The sequence below is a fragment of the Catenulispora rubra genome, from assembly GCF_015356825.1.
Classification (GTDB): Bacteria; Actinomycetota; Actinomycetes; order Streptomycetales; family Catenulisporaceae; genus Catenulispora; species Catenulispora rubra.
Genome location: NZ_JAACYW010000021.1, coordinates 1 through 21993, shown reverse-complemented (window position 1 = coordinate 21993; position 21993 = coordinate 1). Strand labels below are relative to the sequence as shown.

The window sequence follows — 21993 nt, the reverse complement described above, 5'->3', positions numbered from 1 at the left end:
GGCGAAGGATTCGAAACGTTGTTCGACACGCAGGCGCCGTCCCAGGTCAGCGGACCCCCGCTGGACCCGGCGCAGCGCCGCGTCGTCGACCACCCCGGCGGGCCGCTGCTGGTGCTCGCCGGACCCGGCACCGGGAAGACGCACACGCTGGTCGAAGCGGTCATCTCCAAGACCGATCCGGATCGCGCGGCGCTTCGTCCCGACCAGGTGTTGATCCTCACATTCAGCCGCAAGGCCGCCTCCGAACTGCGTGACCGCATCGGCCGTCGCCTGTCGATGTCCGGCGTCGCGCCGCTGGCGACCACGTTCCACTCCTTTTGTTATGCGCTGGTCCGCCGCTTCCAGGACCCCGAGCTGTTCACCGAGCCGATCCGGTTGCTCTCCGGTCCCGAGCAGGACGTGTTCGTCCGCGACCTGGTCTCCGGGAGCATCGACGTAGGGATAGGCGGCGGTGCGCTCGGCGAGCGCATCCAGTGGCCGCAGGACCTGCGCGCGGCGCTGGCCACCCGCGGCTTCGCCGAGGAGCTGCGGACCGTGCTGGCCCGCGCGCGGGAACTCGGCCTGGACCCGACCGAGCTGGCCGAGGCGGCGCGGCGGGCCGACCGCGGCGACTGGTACGCCGCCTCGGCGTTCTTCGAGGAGTACCTCGACGTGCTCGACGTCCAGGGCGTCCTGGACTACGGCGAGCTCGTGCACCGCGCGGTGCTGCTGGCCGGGCAGGACGACGTCCGCCGCGAACTGCGCCACGACTTCCGCGCCGTGTTCGTGGACGAATACCAGGACACCGACCCCTCCCAGGTGCGGCTGCTGGAGGCGCTGGCCGGGGACGGCGCCGACCTGGTGGTGTTCGGCGACCCGGACCAGTCGATCTACCAGTTCCGCGGCGCGGACGTGCGCGGCATCCTCGACTTCCCCGAGTCCTTCCGGAACATGGACGGCACGCCCGCCGACACCGCCGTGCTGCGCACCTCGCGCCGCTGCGGCCCCGCGCTGCTGAAGGCCTCGCGCGAGCTCACCCGGCGCATGCCGATCCCGCTGCTGCCGGTCGAGAAGGTGCGCGAGCACCGCGACCTGGCGGCCGAGGGGCCGGTGGTGGACGGCGCGCCGATCGAGGGCTCGCTCCAGGTCTTCACCTTCCCGACGCCGAACACCGAGCTCGACAACATCGTGGACATGGTGCGGCGCGCGCATCTGGAGGACGGCGTCCCGTGGGACGAGATCGCCGTCCTGGTCCGCTCCGCGACCCGCTCGATCCCGGCGCTGCGGCGCGCGCTGATCACCGCCGGCGTGCCGGTCGACACCTCCGGCGACGAGCTGCCGCTGGCCGCCGAACCCTCGGTCTCGGTGCTGTTGCAGGCGCTGCGGGTTGCGGACAACGAGGAGGCGCTGACGCCCGACGTCGCACGCTCGCTGCTGTCCGGACCGCTCGGCGGGATGGACGCGTTCGAACTCCGCAAGCTGGCCCGCGCGCTGCGCGCCGAGGAGCGCGTGGCGAACCAGAACGCTGTCGCACCGGAGCCTCGCGAGATCACTGACGCGACCGTCAACGGCGTCCGTCCCAGCGAGGTCCTGCTCCGCGAAGCCCTCGCCGAGCCCGCACGCCTGATCGCCATGGAGGAGGACGTCGCACGTCCCGCCTACCAGCTCGGCATGCTCCTGCTGCGCACTCGCCAGATACTGCGCGGCGGCGGCTCGGTCGAACAGGCGCTGTGGCAGCTGTGGAGCGCGACCAAGTGGCCCGAGCGCCTGGAGCGCACCGCGCAGCGCGGCGGCAACACCGGCCGCTCGGCCGACCGCGACCTGGACGCGGTGTGCGTGCTCTTCGACTACGCCTCGCGCGCCGAGGACCGCGCGACCGGCCGTGGCGTCCGCAACTTCATCGCCGATCTGGAAGCGCAGGAGCTGGCCGGCGACTCGATGGCCGCGCAGTCCTCGCGCGGCGGCGCGGTGCGGCTGATGAGCGCGCACAAGTCCAAGGGCCTGCAGTGGCGCTTCGTGATCGTCGCCGGGGTCCAGGACGGCTTGTGGCCGGACCTCCGGCTGCGCGGCTCGCTGCTCCAGGCCGACCTGATCGGCCGCAACGGCCTGCGGTCGATGGAGGAGATCCCGACCGCGGGGACGCTGCTCGCCGAGGAGCGCCGGCTGTTCTACGTGGCCGCCACCCGGGCCCGCGAGCGGCTGGTCGTCACCGCCGTCGACAGCTCCCTGATCGGCGACGACGCTGCGGCCGAGGCGCCTTCGCGGTTCGTGTACGAACTCGGCGTCGAGGTGCAGCCGCTGCCCGGCCTGCGCAAGCGCGCGCTGGCCATCCCCGCCCTGGTCGCCGATCTGCGCCGGGTGCTGACCGATCCGAAGAGCACCGACCAGCTGCGGCAGGCCGCGGCCGAGCGGCTGGCCCGGCTGGCCGACGCGCAGGCCGGGGACGGCCGGCCGCTGGTGCCCTCCGCGCACCCCGACAAGTGGTGGGGCCTGGTCGAGGAGACCTCCTCCGAGCAGCCGGTGCGCGATCCGGACAAGCCGCTGCTGCTCTCCGCCAGCCAGGTCGCGGCCATAGACGAGTGCTCGCTGCGCTGGTTCCTGGACCACGAGGCCGCCGCGCATGAGCAGAAGACCGTCGCGCTCGGCTTCGGCAACGTGGTGCACGTGCTGGCCGACGAGGTGGCCAAGGGCGACACCCCGGCCCGGCTGGACGTGCTGATGGAGCGGCTGGACCGGGTCTGGGACCGGCTGTCCTTCGAGGCGCAGTGGCAGTCGCCGCAGCAGAAGGAGGAGGCGCGGGCCGCGCTGGAGCGGTTCCTGGCCTGGCACGTCACCGACCGGGGCCGGCTGCTGCACTCCTCGGAGCAGGACTTCGACGTCCGGCTCAACGTCAGCTCCGAGGAAGCACGCGAAGGAGAGGGCTTCGACCTGCGCATCCGCGGCTCCTTCGACCGCGTCGAGACCGACGAGGCCGGGCTGGTCTACGTGGTCGACTTCAAGACCGGCAAGAACGTGCCGACCAAGAACGAGGCCCAGGAGCACCCCCAGCTCGCGGTCTACCAGCTGGTGGTGCGCGAGGGCGCGATACAGGGCGTCTCGAACGAGTCCGGCGGCGCCGAGCTGGTGTTCCTGCGCGAGGGCGACGCGGCCGGGCTGCCCAAGACCGCCGAGCAGGACCCCTCGCTGGACCAGCCCGGCGAGACGCCGATCGAGAAGAAGCTCGCGAAGATGGCGGCGCGGGTCCTGGACGAGAACTTCGCCGCGTACGGCGAGAAACAGTGCGGCACCTGCGTCTTCCGCAAGTGCTGCCCGAAACAGCCCGAGGGAAAGCAACTCCTTTGATCCGGGACACCGAAGATCTCAAAGCACTGCTCGGGGTTCCTTACACGGAAGAACAGCTCGAAGCCATCACGGCGCCGCTCGAACCGGCCGTCATCGTGGCCGGCGCGGGGTCGGGCAAGACCACCGTGATGGCCGCGCGCGTGGTGTGGCTGGTCGGGACCGGGCAGGTCGGGCCGCACCAGGTGCTCGGGCTGACGTTCACCAACAAGGCCGCCGCCGAGCTGGCGGAGCGGATTCGCAAGGCTCTACGGAAGTTGGAGGACGAAGAGCTCGACAACCCTGACTCCGACATCGAGGAGTCGGTCGGCGAGCCCACCGTCTCGACCTACCACGCCTACGCCGACCGCCTGATCAAGGAGCACGGCCTGCGCCTGGGCCTGGAGCCCTCGGCCCGGCTGCTGGCCGACGCCACGCGCTACCAGCTGGCCGTCACCGCGGTGCGCGGGCCCAAGGAGCTGCGCTACTTCAAGGGCAAGGTCGCCGACCTCGCCGACAAGGTGCTGGCCCTGGACGGCGAGCTGTCCGAGCACCTGGTGACCCCGGAGCAGCTGCGCGAGCACGAGGAAGCGTTCATAGGGCAGGCGGAGTCGTTCCGGGATCCCCGGAACGGCAAGGCCAAGCGCGGCTACACCGACTTCCTCAAGGCCGCCGAGGTCGCCCGGCAGCGGATCGAGCTGTCCGAGCTGGTCGAGCGCTACCGGGACCTGAAGGTGCGGCGCGATCTGATCGACTTCGGCGACCAGATGGTGCTCGGCGCGCGGCTGGCCGAGGAGCGGCCCGAGGTCGGGGCGATCGAGCGCGAGAAGTTCCGGGTGGTGCTGCTCGACGAGTATCAGGACACGTCGGTGGCGCAGCGGCGGATGCTGGTCGGACTGTTCGGCGGCGGCCATCCCGTGACCGCGGTCGGCGACCCCTGCCAGTCCATCTACGGCTGGCGCGGCGCGTCGGTGGCGAACCTCGACGACTTCCCGGACCACTTCGCCCGCGCCGACGGGGAACGCTCGCGCGGCTACGCGCTGAGCGAGAACCGGCGCAGCGGCGGCCATCTGCTGGAGTTCGCGAACGTGGTCTCGGACCCGCTGCGCCAGCGGCACACCGGCGTCCGGCAGCTGCGGCCCTCGGAGGAGAAGGCGAACCAGGGCTGGACCCGCGTCGGACTCACCGAGACCGCCGAGGACGAGGTGAAGTGGGTCGCGCGGATGGTCGCCGACGCGCACTACCGGGGCGGGATCGCGCTGCGCGAGATCGCGGTGCTGGTGCGCAAGGGCAACCAGATCCCGCCGCTGTACGAGGAGATGCACGCGCAGGGGCTGGCGGTCGAGGTGGTCGGGCTCTCCGGGCTGGTGCACCTGCCGGAGGTCGCGGACCTGATCGCGATGCTGGACGTGCTGGACGAGCCGATCGCCAACGCCTCGCTGGTCCGGCTGCTGACCGGGCCGCGCTGGCGGATCGGCGCGCGGGACCTGGCGCTGCTCGGGATGCGGGCCCGGGAGCTGGTGCGCGACCCCACGGAGTACGCAGACCGGGCCGGCCGGGACCGGCTGGCCGAGGCGGTCGCGGGGTCGGATCCGACCGAGGTGGTGTCGTTGTCCGACGCTATGGCGGATCCGGGTACTGACCTGCCGTTCTCCGAAGCGGCCCGGGTGCGCTTCGCGCGGTTCGCCTCCGAGGTCCGGATCCTGCGCCGCCGGCTGTCCGAGCCGGTCCTGGACGTGCTGCACCGGGTGATCTCGGTGACCGGGCTGGACGTGGAGGTCGCGGCGTCGCCGAAGCTGGTGGCGCAGCGCTCGGCGGAGACGCTGGCTGCGTTCCTCGGCCGGGCGGCCGACTTCCAGGACCTGGAGGGGGACCAGTCAGTAACCGCTTTCCGTGCCTATCTGAAGGCGGCCGAGCGGCACGAGCGGGGGATCGACGCCTCGCTGCCGTCGCAGGGCGACTCGGTGAAGCTGCTGACCATGCACAAGTCGAAGGGTCTGGAGTGGGACGCGGTGTTCGTGCCGCACCTGGCCGGCGCCGCGCAGAAGCCGCGCGAGTCGTGGATCGGGTCCGGCGCGGTGCTGCCCTATCCGCTGCGCGGCGACGCCGAGCACCTGCCGAGCCTGGACGACGCCGGCAACACCGCCGCCTTCAAGTCCTTCAAGGAGCAGGCCAAGGAGTACGAGTCCTGGGAGGACCTGCGGCTGGAGTACGTGACGGTCACCCGGCCGCGCTACCACCTGATCGCCTCGGGGCACTGGTGGGGGCCGACGCAGAAGCGGCGCCGCGGGCCGGACACCTGGCTGACCGGACTGTTCGAGCACTGCCAGGAGGGCCACGGCGAGATCGTCGCCTGGGCCGCGGAGCCGGATCCGGACGCCGTGAACCCCAGCCTCGGCGCGACCGAGGCGCACTGGCCGGTGCTGCCGGACGCCGAGGCGGCCGAGCGGCGGCGGGTCGGGGCCGAGATGGTGATGGCCGCGCTGTGGCGGCGGCAGGCGGCGGTGTACGGCGAGCCGATGGAGACCGCGTCGACGGACACCGCGTCGATGGGCACTGCTCCGACGGAGACCGCGCCATCCGATGACATGCCGTCGGACGCCGACGAGCCGAACTTCGACGAACCGGATTTTGAAGAGCCGGACTTTGAAGAGCCGGAGTACGAGGAACCGGGCTCTGACGGGTCCGCGGATCAACCAGTTGCTGAGGAACCTCAAGTCGAGGAGGAGACGGCCGCCGTACCGGGTCAGCGTGCTGCCGAGCAGCCCGCCGAACCGCACCCGGTCGACGCCGAGACCGCCGCCACCGCCGAGGACCGCGCGGCCATCGCCTCCTGGGACCGCGACCTCGAAGCCCTGCTGGAAGAGCTCAAGCGCGGCGACTCCATCCAGCGCTACGCCCCGCTGCCCTCCTCGATGTCCGCCTCCCAGCTGCTGCGGTACCGCAACGACCCCTCACGTTTCCGCCGCGAGCTGGCGCGCCCCATGCCCCAGCCGCCGCAGCCCTCGGCCCGGCTGGGCACCAAGTTCCACGCCTGGATCGAGTCGCTGTTCGGGCAGCAGGCGCTGTTCGAGTACGAGGACCTGCCGGGCGCCGCCGACGAGGAGATCGCCGACGAGGTGGACCTCAAGGAGCTTCAGGAGGCGTTCCTGCGGACCCCGTGGGCCGATTCGGTGCCGACCGCCGTCGAGCAGCCGTTCCAGGTGGTGCTGGCCGGCCGGGTGGTGCGCGGACGCATCGATGCCGTATATAAAACTGCTGACGGTTGGGAGGTCGTCGACTGGAAGACCTCCCGGTCGCACGACGCCGACCCGGTCCAGCTCGCGGTCTACCGTCTGGCCTGGGCGGAGATGCGCGGCGTGCCGCTGTCCGCGGTTTCTGCGGCGTTCGTCTACGTCCGCGACGGGCAGACGGTCCGCCCGACCGGACTGGCCGAGCGCGAAGAGCTTGAGGAGCTGTTCGGAGACGGCTGAGCCGGCTGAGACGGCTGAGGCGTCCCTTCCCCGGGGCGCCGGCCGGACGCGGTTTCGCCCACCGGGTGAACAGCACCCGAACGGGGCGGTCGCCCCGCGTTGTAAGCGTTTTCCCTATCGTCGTACCCTGCCGTCATGCCATCGAAGTCCAGGGGAAGACATAAGAGGCGGAACATAGCCGTGACAGCCGCGGTGCTCGTCATGGCCGTGACCGTTCCGGCTTGTTCGAGCAGCACGCCGTCGCGGGCGTCCGGGGGCGCCAAGTCCTTCACATACTGGTCCATGTGGAAGGAGGACGAGCCGCAGGCCACGGTGATCAAGAAGGCGCTGGCCGGCTACACGGCGACCACCGGGGTCACGGTCACCGTCCAGTGGCACGGCCGGGCGGTGCTGGACGACGTCGCGGCGGCCGTCAAGGCGGGCAAGCCGGCGCCGGACCTGTCGGACGGCAGCATCAACACCATTCTGGGCGCGGCGGCCGAGGGCGTGTCCGTCGCCGACCTGACCGCGCTGTACCAGCAGCCGGTGCCCGGCGAGAACCAGAACCTCACCGACATCGTGCCGGACAAGTACACGCCGCTGATGGCCGACGCCAACGGCGCGCTCGTGATGGTGCCCTACGAGGTCGCCTCCGAGTCGGTGTTCTTCGACAAGGGCAAGTTCCCGCAGCTGTCCTCGAACCCGCCGCGGACCTGGGACGAGTTCATGGGCCTGCTGGACCAGATTAAGGCCCGGGGGCAGGCGCCGCTGGCCTTGGACGCCAGCGGGGGCAACGCCGCGTACTGGGTGGAGTGGATGTTCGAGCGCGAACTCGGCCCCGGCCAGTTCAAGCGCACCGCCGAGGAGCGCCCCACCGGGGCCGGCGCCGACAGCCGCTGGGACGACGCGCGGCTGCTGGACAGCGCGCAGAAGCTTGAGACGCTGGTGAAGGGCGGCTACTTCGCGCCCGGCTGGAACACCGAGGACACCGGGACCACCAGCACCCACGCCAAGGACCAGCAGAACGCGTGGGCCGCCGGGAAGGCCGCGCTGATCCTCGGCGGCACCTGGGTGCCGAGCGAGACCAAGCGCACCACGAACGTGGACAGCTTCGTGTTCCCGGCGATGCCGGACCTGGGCGGCGTGCGCTCGGACAACTCCGCGGGCGTGAACTTCTTCGGGTTCGCGGTGCCGAAGGCCGGTAAGAACTCGGACGCCGCGGAGAAGTTCGTCCTCTACTTCATGGCCAAGGACCAGCTGTCGAAGATCTCGTCGGAGGCCGGCAACATGACGCCACGCATCGACATCCCCGCGCCTGGAGTGCTGGCCACGGTGCAGACCGCGCTTACCAACCGGACGGTTTTCCCGGACCAGGACGCGCTGATGCGGGACGACTCCAAGTGGTACACGACGGTGTTCCAGCCTGCTGCGGTCGCGTTCATGACCGGCAAGCTCGCTCCGCAGCAGTTCATCAGCAAGTTGAAGGCGGACTCGGCGACCTTCTGGGCGCAGGCCGCGCCGAGCAAGTAGACGTGGCCGGCTGTTCCGGTGGATGCGGCTGGCCATGCCGTGAGCAGCGGCCGGCTGTTCCGAAGTCCGAATAGCGGTACAGCTCAGTCCAGGGGCTTGGGCGCTCGACCGGACCGGGGTTACCCTGGTCCGGTGACATATCACACGACACTGGATCAGGCCGTCGACGCTGCGGCGTCCGCGGCGGGCGTCTACGGTTCCTGGAACGCCGAGCGCCGACGCGACCTGCTCCACGCGTGCGCCGACGCCGTGGACGCGGCGCGCGCCGAGCTCGTCGCCCTGGCCGGCACCGAGACCGGGCTGACCGAGGCCCGGCTGGACGGCGAGGTCACCCGCACCACCGGGCAGCTGCGGCTGTACGGCGACCACGTGGCGGCCGGCCGGCACCTGTCGCACCGCAGCTCGCCGGGCGCCGCGCTCGGCGGCGCCGACGTGTACACGGTCGACGTCCCGCTCGGGCCGGTCGCGGTCTTCGCGGCCTCGAACTTCCCGTTCGCCTTCGGCGTACCCGGCGGCGACACGGCGTCCGCCCTGGCCGCCGGCTGCCCGGTGGTCGTGAAGGGGCACCCGGCCCAGCCGCGGCTGTCGCGCCGGATCGCGGAGATCCTGAGCGCGGCGGTCGCCGGAGCCGGCGCGCCGGACGGCACCTTCGGCTTCCTGGACGCCGAGTCCACCGACGGCGACCCCAACAAGCTGTCCATCGAGCTGGTCCAGCACCCTGCGATCAAGGCGGTGGGCTTCACCGGCTCCTTCGGCGGCGGCCGCGCGCTGATGGACGCCGCGGCCGCGCGCCCGGAGCCGATCCCGGTGTACGCGGAGATGGGGAGCGTGAACCCGGTGTTCGTGCTGCCCGGCGCGATCGCCGACCCGGCGGGCCGCGAGAAGTGGGCGGCCACCCTGGCCGGCGCGGTGACCGGCTCGGCCGGGCAGCTGTGCACGAAGCCGGGCGTGGTGTTCGTCCCGGAGACCCCCGACGGCGAGGCGCTGGGCGACCTGACCGGTGCCCTCATCGCCGACAACGGCCCGATCCCGATGCTTACCGACGGGATGGCCGCGGCGCACCGGCGCTGGCAGGAGCAGAGCACCGGCGCGGGCGCGGACGCCGAGCGCGCGGGGAAGCCGTTCGCGGCGCAGATCTCTGCGAAGGACTTCACCGGCGACTACCGCGAGGAGCACTTCGGCCCGGCGACGGTGATCGTGCGCGCGGACCCGGCGGAGTACCCGGCGCTCGCCGACTCGCTGGAGGGACAGCTGACCGCGACGATCATCGCCGACGACGCCAGCGACGCCGACCGTGAGGCGGCGCGCACGCTGTTGCCGTCGCTGGTGGCGAGGGCGGGGCGCGTGGTCTGGAACGGCGTGCCGACCGGTGTCGCGGTGGTCGAGGCGATGCAGCACGGCGGGCCGTGGCCGGCGACGTCGGCGTCGTGGAGCACGTCGGTGGGCACTGAGGCGATCCGACGCTTCATCCGTCCGGTGGCGTTGCAGGGCGTCCCCGCGGACCTGGTCGGCTAACCGGTTCCTGGCGCCCTTCAAGATCGATACAGATCGACCGTTCGGGGCAGGAGTAAGGTGCAGGCATGACTTCTGCCTCGGACAAAGCCGTCCGTCCGTATGTAGCCGAGCACGCCGACGAGTTCTTCGCCGAGCTCAATGAGTGGCTGCGGATCCCGTCCATCTCGTCGGATCCGGAGAGTGCGCCGGAGGTGCGGCGGTCGGCCGAGTGGCTGGCGGCGAAGCTGCGGGAGATCGGCTTCCCGACGGTGGAGATCTGGGAGACCGCGGGCGGCAAGGGCCTGCCGACGGTGTTCGCCGAGTGGCCGTCCGGGGACGCCGGTGCGCCGACCGTCGCCGTCTACGGCCACCACGACGTGCAGCCGGTGACGCCGCTGGAGCTGTGGGACACGCCGCCGTTCGAGCCGACGGTCAAGGGGGACCGCCTCTACGCGCGCGGTGCCGCCGACGACAAGGGGCAGCTCGCCTTCCACCTGCTCGGCCTGCGGGCGCACCTGGCCGCGACCGGCCGGAGCGCGCCGGCGGTGAACCTGAAGATCATCGCCGAGGGCGAGGAGGAGTCGGGTTCGCCGAACTTCCGGGCGCTGCTGGAGGACAAGCGCGACCGCGTGAAGGCGGATGTCGTCGTGGTCTCCGACACCGGCATGTGGGACCGCGAGACGCCGTCCACGTGCACCGGGATGCGGGGCATGATCACCGGCCAGATCGACCTGCGGGGCCCGGCCAACGACGTGCACTCCGGCTCGTTCGGCGGCGCGATCCCGAACCCGCTGACGGAACTGGTGCGCCTGCTGGGCCGGGTGCACGACGAGGACAAGCACGTGGTCATCCCCGGCTTCTACGACGGCGTCGTCGAGCTCACCGAGACCGACCGCGAGATGTTCGCCAAGCTCCCCTTCGACGAGCAGGCCTGGCTGGGCAACGCCAAGTCCAGTGCGACCGCCGGCGAGGCCGGGTTCACCACGCTGGAGCGGGTCTGGGCGCGGCCGACCTTCGAGCTGAACGGCTTCTGGGGCGGGCACACCGGCCCCGGCCACAAGACCATCGTGCCGGCGTCGGCGCACGCCAAGATCTCGATGCGCCTCGTCGCCGGCCAGGAGCCGCTGGACGTGGCGAAGAAGTTCGAGGACTGGTTCCACGCCAACATCCCGGCCGGCCTCACCGGCGAGAGCCACTGGGAGTCCGACGGTGTGAAGCCCTGCATGACCCCGCTGGACCACCCGGCGGTGCAGGCGATCACCCGCTCCATGGGCAAGGCCTTCGGTGAGCTCGACGACCCGCGCGAGGTGCTCTTCACCCGCGAGGGCGGCTCCGGCCCGGAGGCCGACCTGCAGGAGGTCATCGAGGCGCCGGTGGTGTTCCTCGGGGCGTCGCTGCCCTCGGACGGCTGGCACTCGCCGAACGAGAGCATGACGATGCCGCTGCTCCTCAAGGGCGCCGAGGCGGCCGCCTACCTGTGGTCGGACCTGGCCGAGGCGTCGGACGAGAAGCGCTGACGGCGGCCGTGACGGTTCGGGGAGGACGCGCGCGATGAGCGGCCAGACACGGTACTTCGAAGGCGAACTCGGCCGGATGCTCCTGGCGCGGTCGGTCGTCGACCGCGCCGGCGAGCGGCGCACCGATGACGACTGGCTGACCGCGGCGTGGGCCGATCCGGGCACCCGGGTGTTCGCGGTCGACGACAGCCGGGCCGAGGCGGTCCTGGATCCGGAAGCGGGGCTGGTCTTCCACTCCGGAGCTGTCTTCGACGCCCTTTACCCGGGCGCCCATCGCTACTTCCTCGGGCTGGACGACGAGGACGTGGCCTACTTCGCGGTCAGCGTCGGCACGCCCGGACCGGACGGCCGGCCGACGGCCTCCACCGCCGGCTCCGCCTCCACCCCGGGCGCGGCGCTGACCTCGCCGCAGCCGCCGGCCGCCGAGGAGGCGCCGGCGCTGGGCGAGTTGCGGCACGTCCGCGAGGTCGCGGCGGCGCTGCCGGACCGCGACGGCGGGCTGCTGGCGCACGCCGTCGGCCTCGACAACTGGCACCGCACGCACGGCTTCTGCGGCGTGTGCGGGCACCAGACGCGGGTGACCTACGCCGGTTCGGTCCGCAAATGCGACCACTGCGGCACCGAGCACTACCCGCGCACGGACCCGGCCGTCATCATGGCCGTCACCGATCCGGACGACCGGCTGCTGCTGGCCCGGAACGCGGCGTGGCCGCCGAACCGGGCCTCGGTGCTGGCCGGCTTCGTCGAGCCCGGCGAGACGCTGGAGGCGGCGGTCGCGCGCGAGTGCGCGGAGGAGGCCGGGCTGCGCATCACCTCCGTGCGCTACCTCGGCAGCCAGCCGTGGCCGCTGCCGCGCTCCCTGATGCTCGGCTTCACCGCCACCGTCGAGGATCCCGCGCTGCATCTGGACGGCGCCGAACTCGACTGGGCCAAGTGGTACTCGCGGGCGGAGCTGAAGGAGGCCGTCAACACCGGTGAACTCCTGATGCTGCCGACCGAGATCTCGATCTCGCGCCGCCTGGTCAACCACTGGTACGGCGGCGATCCGGTCGGGCGCTGAGGTTCCACCCTCATCGGTTTCGCCGGCGACTCAGGCTTCTTTTAGAGAACCATTGGTAGTGTCGTCGGCGTTGAAGGGAGGGGAGGCGACGCCATGCTGATACGCCCACGCGGGGGCCGGGTGATCAAGAGCCGAGTGCTGTCGACGCTGGTCGCACTGACGACCGTGGCATCGTTGACCGCCGCCTGCTCCAGCTCGGGGGTCATCGGGGAGTCGTCCGCCACCGGCGATTTCGGCAAGGACTTCGTCGGCTCGGTGCTCAGCCCGAACGCGCCGTCCGCGGCCGGAGGCAACCATCAGGGCAAGGACGGCGGGCTGACCGGACAGCAGGCGCTGCCCTCGTTCGACAACGCCCCGCTGCCGCAGCCGGTCGCGGCGCACCAGCTGCCGGGCCCGTACACCACGCCCAGCGGTGCGGTCACCGGCAAGCTCTTCTTCTACCGGCAGGGCGATGCCAACTCCGGGAACTACTACGTGTGCTCCGGCACCGTGATCAAGAGCAAGAACGCCAGCCTGGTGTGGACCGCGGGGCACTGCGTCCACGACGGCAAGGGCGGCACGTGGCACCTGGACATGGTGTTCGTCCCGGCCTTCGACAACGCCGACGGCGACCCGAACGTCGACCCCAGCGACCTGTCGGCCTACGCCCCGCTCGGCACCTTCCCGGCCGTCCACGTCTGGACCTCCCCGGAGTGGGTCAAGACCGGCGACGAGCACGGCGGCGACCTGGCGCACGACTACGCGGTGATCGAGGTGGGCCGCAACAGCGACGGCCAGACCCTGGACTCCGCGGTGGAGTCGGCGGGCGCGAAGCCGGTCCCGATGTGGTTCAGCGCCCCGACCGCACAGGGCAAGACCCCGCAGATCTCGATCCGCGGCTACCCCGCCGCACAGCCCTTCAACGGCATGTCCCAGTGGGGATGCACGGCCGACTCGGTGCAGCTGCTGAACGTCACCGAACTCGGACCGCAGGCGAAGGAGTACCGCGCCGGCTGCGACCTCACGGGCGGCGCCTCCGGCGGCGGCTGGTTCGCCCGGGCGCCGGGGCAGACTTCGGGAGAGCTGTCGCTGGTGACCAACACGTCGGTCGGCAGCGCGCACAACGCGCACAGCGGGAACTGGCTCGCGGGGCCGTATCTGGACGCTAGTGCGAAGCAGCTTTACAACATCGCGAACGGGTCGCCGGCGCCGTGAGGTCGGGCGTCTAAGCCCCGAGCCCCGAGGCTGGCGGCGCGCTGTGCTCGCCGCTAGCGGCCGCTGCTCCCGCTGCCGTTTCCGCCGTTGTCGCTATCGCTGCTGCTCGAAGCCGTATGCCCGCTCGTCGTCGCCGGACACACCGGCCCGGACGCGTGCGTACCCGTGGTCACCGCGATGCCCACGACGATGAGGGCGAGAAAGACGCCTGCTGTCTTGGTCATGCCATCAGGTGTAGTCGCGCGGTGACGGTCCCGTCACGCAGAGTCCGCATATCCCACCCGAAGGTGGTCCGACCCCTCCACCCGCGTTCCACCCCGGAGTCAACCCGTGGGTTGACGCTGCCTGCCGCGACGCTCGGTAACTTCGCAGACGAACCCGAGAACGGGGACGTCAGCACACATTCGGAAGGCCTGGGAGGCCATCGTGTTCATCGTTTTCATCATCCGCCGCGTGATACGCCTCTTCCGCACCAGCCGGCGGTAGGGATCATGGCGGAAAAGGGGTGCCGCTGTACTGCGGCGCCCCGCTACCGTGCCGCCATGAAACTGATGTACTGCGCGCACTGCCACGACATCGTGAAGCTCTTCCCGGAGAAGCGCTTCTGCAAGTGCGGCAAGTCCTGGGGCCACTATCTCGAGGACAACTCCACGACCGTCCAGACCTTCCCGAGCCTGTCCGTCGGGATACACAACCGGGACTTCTACGCTGCCGTGCGAGCGTGGAACGAGGAACCGAAGGCCTGGTCGCCGGATATCACCGTGCGGGCTTGGATCAATCCTGTTTCGGAGCCGGATGTGACGTTCGCGAAGGGGGAGCCGCTCGCGGAGGAGGAAGAGCCCCCGGCCGGGGAGCCGGAGGCTTGAGCGGGGTCGGGCTTCGCGGGTGGCCCGGGGGTCAGCCTGCGAGCGCTACCTTCACCTGGGCCAGTGAGGGATTCGTCATCGCGACCTTCTCGCCGCCGGGCTGACAGCGAGACAGGACTACGGGCCGTCCGACCGTGAGCAGGTGGAACGCGTCCAGGTAGTCGATGCCGTTCCCGACCACGGGAAGGAAACGGCCACGGAAGCGTTGATGCCGGTCCGCTTCCGGTCCGCCTTACCTTCCGCCAGCACAAGCCACGACACCGTGGACCCGTTTCCGGCAGGTAGCCGATCGTCAGCCCTCTGCGCTAGCGGCCGGACGACGGCGATCTAGACGTGGCTCGCGGGCCTCGCGTAGATTCCCGGGCCATGGAAATCCAGCCGTGGCACGTCCTCATCGACCTCGTGGTCCTTGCCGTCATCGTTGCCGTCGTTGTCGCGTTGGTTCGCATCTCTCGCGGAGGTCGGCGCTAGCCGTCTGCGCCGGCGGCGCGTATCGGCTGGGTGGGCGCGGGACCGAGCTTGCGTCGGCCGTGATCCCGGAGGCTGGGAACGTGATCGAACTCGACCGCCGAGCGTCGCGAGTCCGGACGCGACGAAGCCCCGACGCGTTGTTCTCGTCACGCCGGGGCACCGCGTTCGTAGCCTGTGACTTGAGCCGCAGGCGAAGGAAGATCAGCTGGCCAGGTCGGCCTTGAGCTGCGCCAACGAAGGGTTGGTGCGAACGATCGGGTCTCCACCGCCGGCGGGAATCGTCACCACGGTCGGGACGGTCTGGTTGCCGCCGTTGACGCTCATCACGTAGTCCGCGGCGTCCGGGACCTGCTCGATGTCGACCTCGGTGTATCCGATGCCCTCGCGCTCGAGCTGGCTCTTCAGCCGGCGGCAGTAGCCGCACCAGGTCGTCGAGTACATCGTGATCTGGTCGTTCATCTTCCACTTCCTCATCGGCTGTCGGGAACATCCAGGGGGTGCAACCAGCGCGAGGGCCTGATTCTTCCGCATGGCCGCGTTCTGGGTGTCGGTGATGGATGCGAACATGGACGGATGCCGCAGACTCAATCCGGCTCCGGACCGGTTCCCGTCGCCGAGTTGCTGGGCGCGCTCGACCCCGAGCAGCGTGCCGTGGTCGAGGCGCTGCACGGACCGGTGTGCGTGCTGGCCGGGGCCGGGACCGGTAAGACGCGAGCCATCACCTACCGCATCGCCTATGGCGTGGCGACCGGGGAGTACATCCCGAGCCAGGTGTTGGCCGTCACCTTTACGCAGCGTGCCGCGGGAGAGATGCGGGGGCGGCTGCGGCAGCTGGGTGCCGGGGGAGTGCAGGCGCGGACGTTCCACGCCGCTGCGCTTCGGCAGCTCCAGTACTTCTGGCCCAAGGCCGTCGGGGGGCCGAATCCGCAGCTCATCGACTCCAAGATCCCGCTGGTCTCCGAGGCGGTGCGGCGGCTGCGGCTGAACGCCGAGCGCGCCGAGCTGCGGGACCTGGCCGGGGAGATCGAGTGGGCGAAGTCGACGCAGGTGGTGGCCGACGACTACGCCGCGGCCGCGGCCAAGGCGCTGCGGACGCCGCCGCGCGACGCGGCCGAGGTGGCGAAGGTCTACGCCGAGTACGAGAGCGCCAAGCGGGACCGCAACGCCATCGACTTCGAGGACGTGCTCCTGCTCACCATCGGGATCATGGAGGAGCGCCCGGACATCGCCGCGACCGTGCGGAACCAGTACCGCTTCTTCACCGTCGACGAGTACCAGGACGTCAACCCCCTGCAACAGCGCCTGCTCGACTGCTGGCTGGGGGACCGGGCCGACGTGTGCGTGGTCGGCGACGCCAGCCAGACCATCTACTCCTTCACCGGCGCCGACCCGCGCTACCTGCTGGACTTCGCCGACCGCTTCGACGACCCGACCATGGTCAAGCTGGTCCGCGACTACCGCTCCACGCCGCAGGTCGTCGCGCTGGCCAACGCCCTGCTGGACCGCGCCGAGGGCCGAGCCGCCAAGGCCCGGGTCCAGCTGATCGCGCAGCGCGCCGACGGTCCGCGGCCGAAGTTCGCCGAGCACCCCGACGCCGAGACCGAGGCGCGCGAGGTGGCGCGGGAGATCAAGAAGCTGGTCGACGCCGGCGTCCGGCTCTCCGAGATCGCCGTGCTCTATCGGATCAACGCGCAGTCCGAGGAGTACGAGCAGGCCCTCAGCGACGCCGGCGTGCCCTACATACTGCGCGGCGTCGAGCGCTTCTTCGAGCGCCCCGAGGTCCGCGAGGCGATCCAGGTCTGGCTGCGCGGGGCCGCCAAGGCCCGGTCCGACCACGCCTCCGACGCGCTGCCCGGGCCGTCCGGGCTGCCCGGGCTCGGCAGCACGCCGGACGACGACGAGGGCGAAAACCTGGCCTCCGAGGTCCGCGCCATCTTCTCCAGCCACGGCTGGACCCCGCTGGCGCCCAAGGGCGCCGGGCGCCTGCGCGACCGCTGGGAGTCGCTGGCCGCGCTGGTCTCCCTGGCCGAGGAGTACGGCCGCACGCATCCGGACGCCGGCCTCGACCGGTTCAGCGCCGAGCTGCGCGAGCGCGCCGACGCCCAGCACGCCCCGACCGTCGAGGGCGTGACGCTGTCCACCTTCCACGCCGCCAAGGGCCTGGAATGGGACGCGGTCTTCCTGGTCGGCATGACCGAGGGCATGATGCCGATCACCTACGCCGAGACCCCGGAGCAGATCGAGGAGGAACGGCGGCTGCTGTACGTGGGGGTCACCCGCGCCCGGGAGCGGCTGTTCCTGTCCTGGTCGCTGGCGCGCGCGCCGGGCGGTCGGGCCTCGCGCAGCCCCTCGCGCTTCCTGGACGGCCTGCGCGGCGGCGTCGGGCGCGACACCCGCGAGGGTGCGGCGGGCGGCGTCATAAGGGGCGGCGGCTCAGCGCGGCGCAGGAGCCCCGGCGCTTCGAGCGACGCCGAGGACCGGCCGTCGCGCCGGATCGCCGAACCGATCACCTGCCGGGTCTGTCAGAGGTCCCTGATCGATCCGGCCGAGCGCAAGATCGGCCGCTGCGAGACCTGTCCCAGCGACCTGAGTCCGGAGCTGTACGAGGCGCTGCGGGAATGGCGCTCGGGACAGGCCAAGCAGCAGAAGCTGCCCGCGTACTGCATCTTCACCGACGCCACGCTGACCGCGATCGGCGAGTCCCGGCCGGCCACCCCCGCCGCCCTGACGCGGATCGCCGGGGTCGGCAAGGCGAAGGCGGACCGCTACGGCGAGGAGGTGCTGGGGCTCATCGAGAGCCACGGTCACAGCATCGGGCAGACCGCGGCCAGCTGAGTCAGCAGCGTCGACTGCAGGTCGGCCGTGCCCGGCGTCACCCCGTCGAAGACCGCCTGGGCCGTGGTGGACAGGGGCGTCGGCGTGGTCTGGAACCGCGGGTCGACCGGTTGCAGCCCGATCGGCGTGGCCGCGTTCAGCGCCTCCGCGGCCTGCGTGGCGCCGCCCCGGACCGCCAGGTAGTCGCCGAACGCGCCGCAGTCGGTGATCCGGTCGGTGACGTTCACGTCCAGGCCCTGGGTCCCGATCTGCTCCGGACCGGCCAGATCGGTCTGCGCGCTCACGCCCGGGACGGCCGGCGGCTTCGGCAGCACCACCGCCATCTGCGCGGCGTCGGGGCTGTTGTCGATGTGCAGGGAGTAGCCCACCACGGGGTTCCGCGGGCTCGCGTCGCCGGGGTTCGCCGTGGCGCTCACCCGGGGCGGGATCATGGTCAGCACCTCGCCGCAGAGCTCGTAGAAGCTGCTGGTCGTGGTGGTGCTGAAGCCGTCCACCTCGGTGAAGAAGCCGTTCGAGCCCACTGGGAGGGCGGTGGGGTGCCCCGCGTCGAAGGCCAGCGGCAGGGCGGTCGGGGCGCCGGCGGCCTTGCCGACCGCGGCGGGGGTGCGCACGGTCAGCGTCACCCCGGAGGGGTACCGCGGCAGGTCCGCGGCGGTGCAGTGCACGGCGACGCGGCTGGTCAGCGACTCCGAGTCGCCGGGGGCGAGGGTCGTGGCCGGCGCGGCGTCGACGACGTCGACCCCGGGTACCGCGATCCCGACGGCGGTGATCTGCAGCGGCTTCGCTCCGTCGTTGCGCACCGCGACGGTGAAGTCGGCCGACAGCGGGGTCTGGAAGGTGCCGGGCGCGCCGATGTCCTGGGAGACGCTGTCCCCGCCGAACCTCATGCCGGCGCCGCCGCCCAGCAGGTGCAGCAGGACCCGGTCCTGGGTGCGGGTCTGGGCGTGGTCGAGGTCGCGGCTGTGCACCGCCACCCCGGTCGCCCCGGCGCCGGCCGCGATCGCGACCGCGAGCAGGGCGGCCAGGCCCAGACGGCGCCGGCGCTCCGGGTCGATCTCGTCTCCGGCGCCCAGCGGGGTGCGCTCGCGCAGCCGGTGCAGGGCGGAGGCGAGGCGGTGCGGAGGCGCGGCGGCGGCCGGGCCGGCCGGCGGGTCGAGCAGTTCGTCCTCGGACTCGATCAGATCGGTCATGAGCACGCCGCCTTCTCCTGCTGGACGATGTCCGCGGCCAGCCGCAGCGAGCCGGACAGCGCCTGGTCGATGAACACCGGCTGCGGCGGGCTGCCGTTCAGGTCGTCCACCTGGAGCATGGTCTCGCCGAGCACCGAGGCGCCGGCCAGGACGCTGGTGCAGTTGTGGATGTCGATCGTCAGCTGGGCCGGCGCGCTCGCCCCGGGGGCGAGCTTGAGCGGCGAGGGGAGCCAGTCGGTGCGCAGCTGGTTGTCGTCCAGGAAGGCCACGTCGGCGCGCTTGGTCAGGGTCACGGCGTGGTCGCTGGTGTTCTTCACCGTGAAGTCGAGTGTGAACATCCCGGCGGAGGCGGGGGAGTGGACCTTGACGTAGGTGAAAGCGACGTCGGTGGTGAACCGGGCGGTGCCGCCGAGGGCCAGGCGCTGGGCGCGGTCGGCCGTGTACTGGCCGCAGGCTTCGGCGTCGGCGGAGACGATCTCCGGGGCGGTCGCGCCGCCGGGCCTGCTGAACGTCATCAGCCCGCTGTTCGCGGACGGCGGGGCGGACGTCGCGACCCGGGTCGGCAGGGTCAGGGAGCGCAGGTCGCCGTCGCCGTCGCGGACCGCGACGTGCAGCGCCGGGAACGCCAGCGAGGGCCCGCCCCCGGTGCCGGCGGTCGCGCCGAACATCCCGGTCTGCTGGGCCATGAGCACCATCGGGCAGAACAGCTTGGCGGTGAGCGCGACCTTGGCGGTGCCGCCGCCGGGGATCCGGGGCGAGGCGCCGACCGGCTTCCAGGCGGTGCTGGTCATCAGGGTGCCGGCGTCGACGCCCACGGAGTCCAGGGTCACCGCGGCCGGGCCGTTGTTGGCGATCTCGACGACATACTGGCCGACGGCGGAGGAGTCCTTCGCGTTGTAGGAGGCGGCCGAGGGGTCGCCGTCCACCACGGAGTCGACGGCCAGCGAGACGACCTCCGCGCGGTCGGCCGCGCCGGCGACGTTGTCGAACCAGGCGGTGCAGGCGCCGCCGATGGCGCAGGCCAGGACCACCGCGGCGGCGACGGCCCCGATCTCGCGGCGCGAGCGGCGCAGGCGGCGCCCGCCGGCGCGGACGGCGGCCACGCGCTCCCGGAACGTCAGGGTCGGCTGCTTGGCCTTGGGCTCGTCGGACTCGTCCGGGTCGTCCTCGTCGTCGATCCACTCGAAGACTTCTTCGCCGTCCTCGACCGGGCCGAAGACGTCGTCGTCCTCCGGGTCGCCGACGGCACCGTGGTTCCTGTCCATCCCGCCCCTGTATCCCTCGCCCTTTAACGGTGGTGCGCCCCGTCGCCACTCATCCTCGCCCCATACTCGCCCATCTTCCCCCGAAGTTTTCCAGAAAGTTGGCGTGAAAGGGGTGACAGGCCCGTGCGGCTCTGACAGCATGGTCAGCGTCGAGGTTGGGGGCAACTGTGTCGACCATGGTGGGGGCCATCGGAGCCGAAAGTTCGGGCTCAAGGGCGTAACCGCAGGTCAAAAATAGTTTGCGGCCCTGTACGGGGATCACTTAACCTTCCGATGCGGGCGAGAGATCGCCCGGGCGCAGCACTGTGTGCGGCTCAACTGAACATCCCATCTGTAAGACGTGTGGTGCCGACTGCCAGCGGCTCCGTCCACACCAAGGCGAAGTGAAGGAGGCGAATTTCGATGAGGTACATGACCGACGTTGTTGTCGACGACGTGCAGGCGATGACCCCTGCGCCGGTTTACCGCGCGTTCGAGGAGTTCGCCGCCGCTTGCCGCCTGGTGTCGGGGCAGGAGTGCTTCGGCTCGGCCGCCGCCGTCTGGCAGGTGGAGTCCGTCTCCGGTACCGGCCTGGCCGGTGCGGCCGGCTTCCTGGGGCTCATCGCCCTGGGCGAAGGCCTGCTGGAGCGGCACGGCTATGTCGGTCAGCTGGGACAAGAGCGTCCGCGCCCGGTCTTCCAGCCGGTTCCGGCCCCCTTGACGGGCCGGGTCCTGGGCGACCTGCAGGCGCCGAACGGCAGCGGTGTCGACGGCAGTGGCATCTCCGAGCGCGACTACGACGGCAACGACAGCAGCAAGGGCGACAACGGCTCCAAGCCGGTGAGCCCCTGGGACTTCCGCACTTCCAGTCCACCTGGATGAAGAAAGCTTCTTCACCCGGCAGGACTTGAGGCCGCGGAATCCCGATAAGGGATCCGCGGCCTTCGTGTTTCCCAGCACGACAGTACGGCCCGTGACGGTGACCCCGGATCGGGAGCGGTACCGCAAGAGACCGGCCTGAAGAACTCAAGCCGGAAGAAACCGACTGACGAGGTGACTCACAGTGCAGAACGTGTTCGACACGGTCGTCGAGCAGACCGACACCACCCTGCCCTGCCGGGCTTACGACCCCGAGGTGTTCTTCGCCGAGACCCCGGCCGACGTCGAGTTCGCCAAGGCGATCTGCGTCGAGTGCCCGGTGAAGGCCGCCTGCCTGGCCGGCGCCCTCGAGCGCCGCGAGCCGTGGGGGGTCTGGGGCGGTGAGCTCTTCGTCCAGGGTGTGATCGTGGCCCGCAAGCGGCCGCGTGGGCGTCCCCGCAAGGACGCCGCCCAGGTCGAGGCCCAGATCGCCGTCGAGGCCGCCGCCGCGGTCGAGGCCGCCAAGAAGGTCGCGATCCCGGCATGAGCGTCCACGGTCTTCCGCGTCAGCGCATGCTGCAGAACCCCGGCCGCCGTGCCGCGAGCCCGCAGCAGGCCCAGCAGGACACGCAGTTCGAGCAGTACCCGAGACAGATTTCAGCGACCGCCGAGACCGGCGATCCCACAAGGAGTTTCAAGATGCTATTCCAATACGAAGAAGCCGCACGATACCGATCACAGGAGCTGCGCGACCAGGCTGACCGCCAGCGGCTGCTGCGAGAGGCGAGTCGTCTGCGCCGGGAGAGCGGGCGCCGTACGCGCCGGACGCTCGCCGGGATGTTCCTGAACTGACGCCGGCAACGGCGCGGGCGGCGCAGGCCGCGAAAACGGTTACCCGGCTGCCGGGGCGGGATCGGGGGTCCTTCCGGCGGTGCGGACACATGGCGAGAGCGGGTCTCAGGTTTCTGAGACCCGCTCTCGGGCG

17 protein-coding genes are annotated in these 21993 nt (G+C 71.3%); 12 read left to right on the top strand and 5 right to left on the bottom strand.

Going from position 1 to position 21993, the window contains the following annotated elements; all coding sequences use genetic code 11:
- The first annotated feature begins 18 nt into the window (after positions 1–18).
- From GWK61_RS08795 to GWK61_RS08765, 7 genes are all read left to right on the top strand, one after another.
- The gene (locus tag GWK61_RS08795; protein ID WP_228561984.1) at positions 19–3321 is read left to right on the top strand and encodes an ATP-dependent helicase; all 3303 of its coding nucleotides are present in this window, start codon (positions 19–21) and stop codon (positions 3319–3321) included.
- Positions 3318–6770, top strand: a complete 3453-nt coding sequence (locus GWK61_RS08790; RefSeq protein ID WP_194906906.1) for a UvrD-helicase domain-containing protein — start codon at positions 3318–3320, stop codon at positions 6768–6770. Before GWK61_RS08795 ends, GWK61_RS08790 begins: the two co-directional genes overlap by 4 nt.
- Before the next feature lie 180 nt (positions 6771–6950).
- Positions 6951–8279: an ABC transporter substrate-binding protein gene (locus GWK61_RS08785; protein WP_194906904.1), complete on the top strand. Its 1329-nt coding sequence runs from the start codon at positions 6951–6953 to the stop codon at positions 8277–8279.
- A gap of 132 nt (positions 8280–8411) precedes the next feature.
- Positions 8412–9794 carry an aldehyde dehydrogenase family protein gene (locus GWK61_RS08780; RefSeq protein ID WP_323747468.1) on the top strand — a complete coding sequence of 461 codons (1383 nt, stop codon included), beginning with the start codon at positions 8412–8414 and terminating at the stop codon, positions 9792–9794.
- 65 nt (positions 9795–9859) lie between these two features.
- A complete protein-coding gene (locus tag GWK61_RS08775) occupies positions 9860–11290 on the top strand; it encodes a dipeptidase (protein WP_194906893.1) in 1431 nt (476 codons plus the stop codon).
- 34 nt (positions 11291–11324) lie between these two features.
- Positions 11325–12350, top strand: a complete 1026-nt coding sequence (gene nudC / locus GWK61_RS08770; RefSeq protein WP_194906892.1) for an NAD(+) diphosphatase — start codon at positions 11325–11327, stop codon at positions 12348–12350.
- A 93-nt stretch (positions 12351–12443) separates the two neighbouring features.
- Entirely contained in the window at positions 12444–13544 is a 1101-nt protein-coding gene (locus tag GWK61_RS08765) for a trypsin-like serine peptidase (RefSeq protein ID WP_194906890.1), read from the top strand.
- A 53-nt stretch (positions 13545–13597) separates the two neighbouring features.
- Here GWK61_RS08765 and GWK61_RS08760 read toward each other — a convergent pair whose 3' ends face one another.
- A complete protein-coding gene (locus GWK61_RS08760) occupies positions 13598–13768 on the bottom strand; it encodes a hypothetical protein (protein WP_194906888.1) in 171 nt (56 codons plus the stop codon).
- Between the two features lie 318 nt (positions 13769–14086).
- Here GWK61_RS08760 and GWK61_RS08755 point away from each other — a divergent pair, with 318 nt between their 5' ends.
- Positions 14087–14410 carry a hypothetical protein gene (locus GWK61_RS08755; protein ID WP_194906886.1) on the top strand — a complete coding sequence of 108 codons (324 nt, stop codon included), beginning with the start codon at positions 14087–14089 and terminating at the stop codon, positions 14408–14410.
- A gap of 31 nt (positions 14411–14441) precedes the next feature.
- On the opposite strand, the gene GWK61_RS08750 is transcribed toward GWK61_RS08755, so the two are convergent.
- Positions 14442–14591: a hypothetical protein gene (locus tag GWK61_RS08750; protein WP_194906884.1), complete on the bottom strand. Its 150-nt coding sequence runs from the start codon at positions 14589–14591 to the stop codon at positions 14442–14444.
- Positions 14592–15082: 491 nt separating this feature from the next.
- A complete protein-coding gene (locus GWK61_RS08745) occupies positions 15083–15340 on the bottom strand; it encodes a mycoredoxin (RefSeq protein ID WP_194906882.1) in 258 nt (85 codons plus the stop codon).
- 114 nt (positions 15341–15454) lie between these two features.
- Between GWK61_RS08745 and GWK61_RS08740 the strand changes: the two genes are divergently transcribed.
- Positions 15455–17716, top strand: coding sequence for an ATP-dependent DNA helicase UvrD2 (locus GWK61_RS08740; protein WP_194906880.1), 2262 nt, complete (start codon positions 15455–15457; stop codon positions 17714–17716).
- Here the strand turns inward: GWK61_RS08740 and GWK61_RS08735 are convergent.
- Both GWK61_RS08735 and GWK61_RS08730 read right to left on the bottom strand, forming a co-directional pair.
- Positions 17686–18906 (bottom strand): hypothetical protein, encoded by a 1221-nt coding sequence (locus GWK61_RS08735; RefSeq protein WP_194906879.1) that lies wholly within the window; start codon positions 18904–18906, stop codon positions 17686–17688. The two genes, GWK61_RS08740 and GWK61_RS08735, sit on opposite strands and share 31 nt — an antisense overlap.
- Entirely contained in the window at positions 18903–20171 is a 1269-nt protein-coding gene (locus tag GWK61_RS08730) for a hypothetical protein (RefSeq protein ID WP_194906878.1), read from the bottom strand. The genes GWK61_RS08735 and GWK61_RS08730 overlap by 4 nt, the downstream gene beginning before the upstream one ends.
- A 402-nt stretch (positions 20172–20573) precedes the next feature.
- Between GWK61_RS08730 and GWK61_RS08725 the strand changes: the two genes are divergently transcribed.
- From GWK61_RS08725 to GWK61_RS08715, 3 genes are all read left to right on the top strand, one after another.
- Positions 20574–21032 (top strand): hypothetical protein, encoded by a 459-nt coding sequence (locus GWK61_RS08725; RefSeq protein ID WP_194906877.1) that lies wholly within the window; start codon positions 20574–20576, stop codon positions 21030–21032.
- A 181-nt stretch (positions 21033–21213) separates the two neighbouring features.
- A complete protein-coding gene (locus tag GWK61_RS08720) occupies positions 21214–21555 on the top strand; it encodes a WhiB family transcriptional regulator (RefSeq protein WP_194906876.1) in 342 nt (113 codons plus the stop codon).
- Positions 21552–21860, top strand: coding sequence for a hypothetical protein (locus tag GWK61_RS08715; protein ID WP_194906875.1), 309 nt, complete (start codon positions 21552–21554; stop codon positions 21858–21860). Before GWK61_RS08720 ends, GWK61_RS08715 begins: the two co-directional genes overlap by 4 nt.
- Positions 21861–21993 lie beyond the last annotated feature (133 nt).

What these genes read in the sequence shown, in the direction of transcription:
- GWK61_RS08775 (WP_194906893.1), top strand. Translation starts at nt 9,860, where the DNA reads ATGACTTCTGCCTCGGACAAAGCCGTCCGTCCGTATGTAGCCGAGCAC.
- nudC (WP_194906892.1), top strand. Translation starts at nt 11,325, where the DNA reads ATGAGCGGCCAGACACGGTACTTCGAAGGCGAACTCGGCCGGATGCTC.
- GWK61_RS08765 (WP_194906890.1), top strand. Translation starts at nt 12,444, where the DNA reads ATGCTGATACGCCCACGCGGGGGCCGGGTGATCAAGAGCCGAGTGCTG.
- GWK61_RS08760 (WP_194906888.1), bottom strand. Translation starts at nt 13,768, where the DNA reads ATGACCAAGACAGCAGGCGTCTTTCTCGCCCTCATCGTCGTGGGCATC.
- GWK61_RS08755 (WP_194906886.1), top strand. Translation starts at nt 14,087, where the DNA reads ATGAAACTGATGTACTGCGCGCACTGCCACGACATCGTGAAGCTCTTC.
- GWK61_RS08745 (WP_194906882.1), bottom strand. Translation starts at nt 15,340, where the DNA reads ATGAACGACCAGATCACGATGTACTCGACGACCTGGTGCGGCTACTGC.
- GWK61_RS08740 (WP_194906880.1), top strand. Translation starts at nt 15,455, where the DNA reads ATGCCGCAGACTCAATCCGGCTCCGGACCGGTTCCCGTCGCCGAGTTG.
- GWK61_RS08735 (WP_194906879.1), bottom strand. Translation starts at nt 18,906, where the DNA reads ATGACCGATCTGATCGAGTCCGAGGACGAACTGCTCGACCCGCCGGCC.
- GWK61_RS08730 (WP_194906878.1), bottom strand. Translation starts at nt 20,171, where the DNA reads ATGGACAGGAACCACGGTGCCGTCGGCGACCCGGAGGACGACGACGTC.
- GWK61_RS08725 (WP_194906877.1), top strand. Translation starts at nt 20,574, where the DNA reads ATGAGGTACATGACCGACGTTGTTGTCGACGACGTGCAGGCGATGACC.
- GWK61_RS08715 (WP_194906875.1), top strand. Translation starts at nt 21,552, where the DNA reads ATGAGCGTCCACGGTCTTCCGCGTCAGCGCATGCTGCAGAACCCCGGC.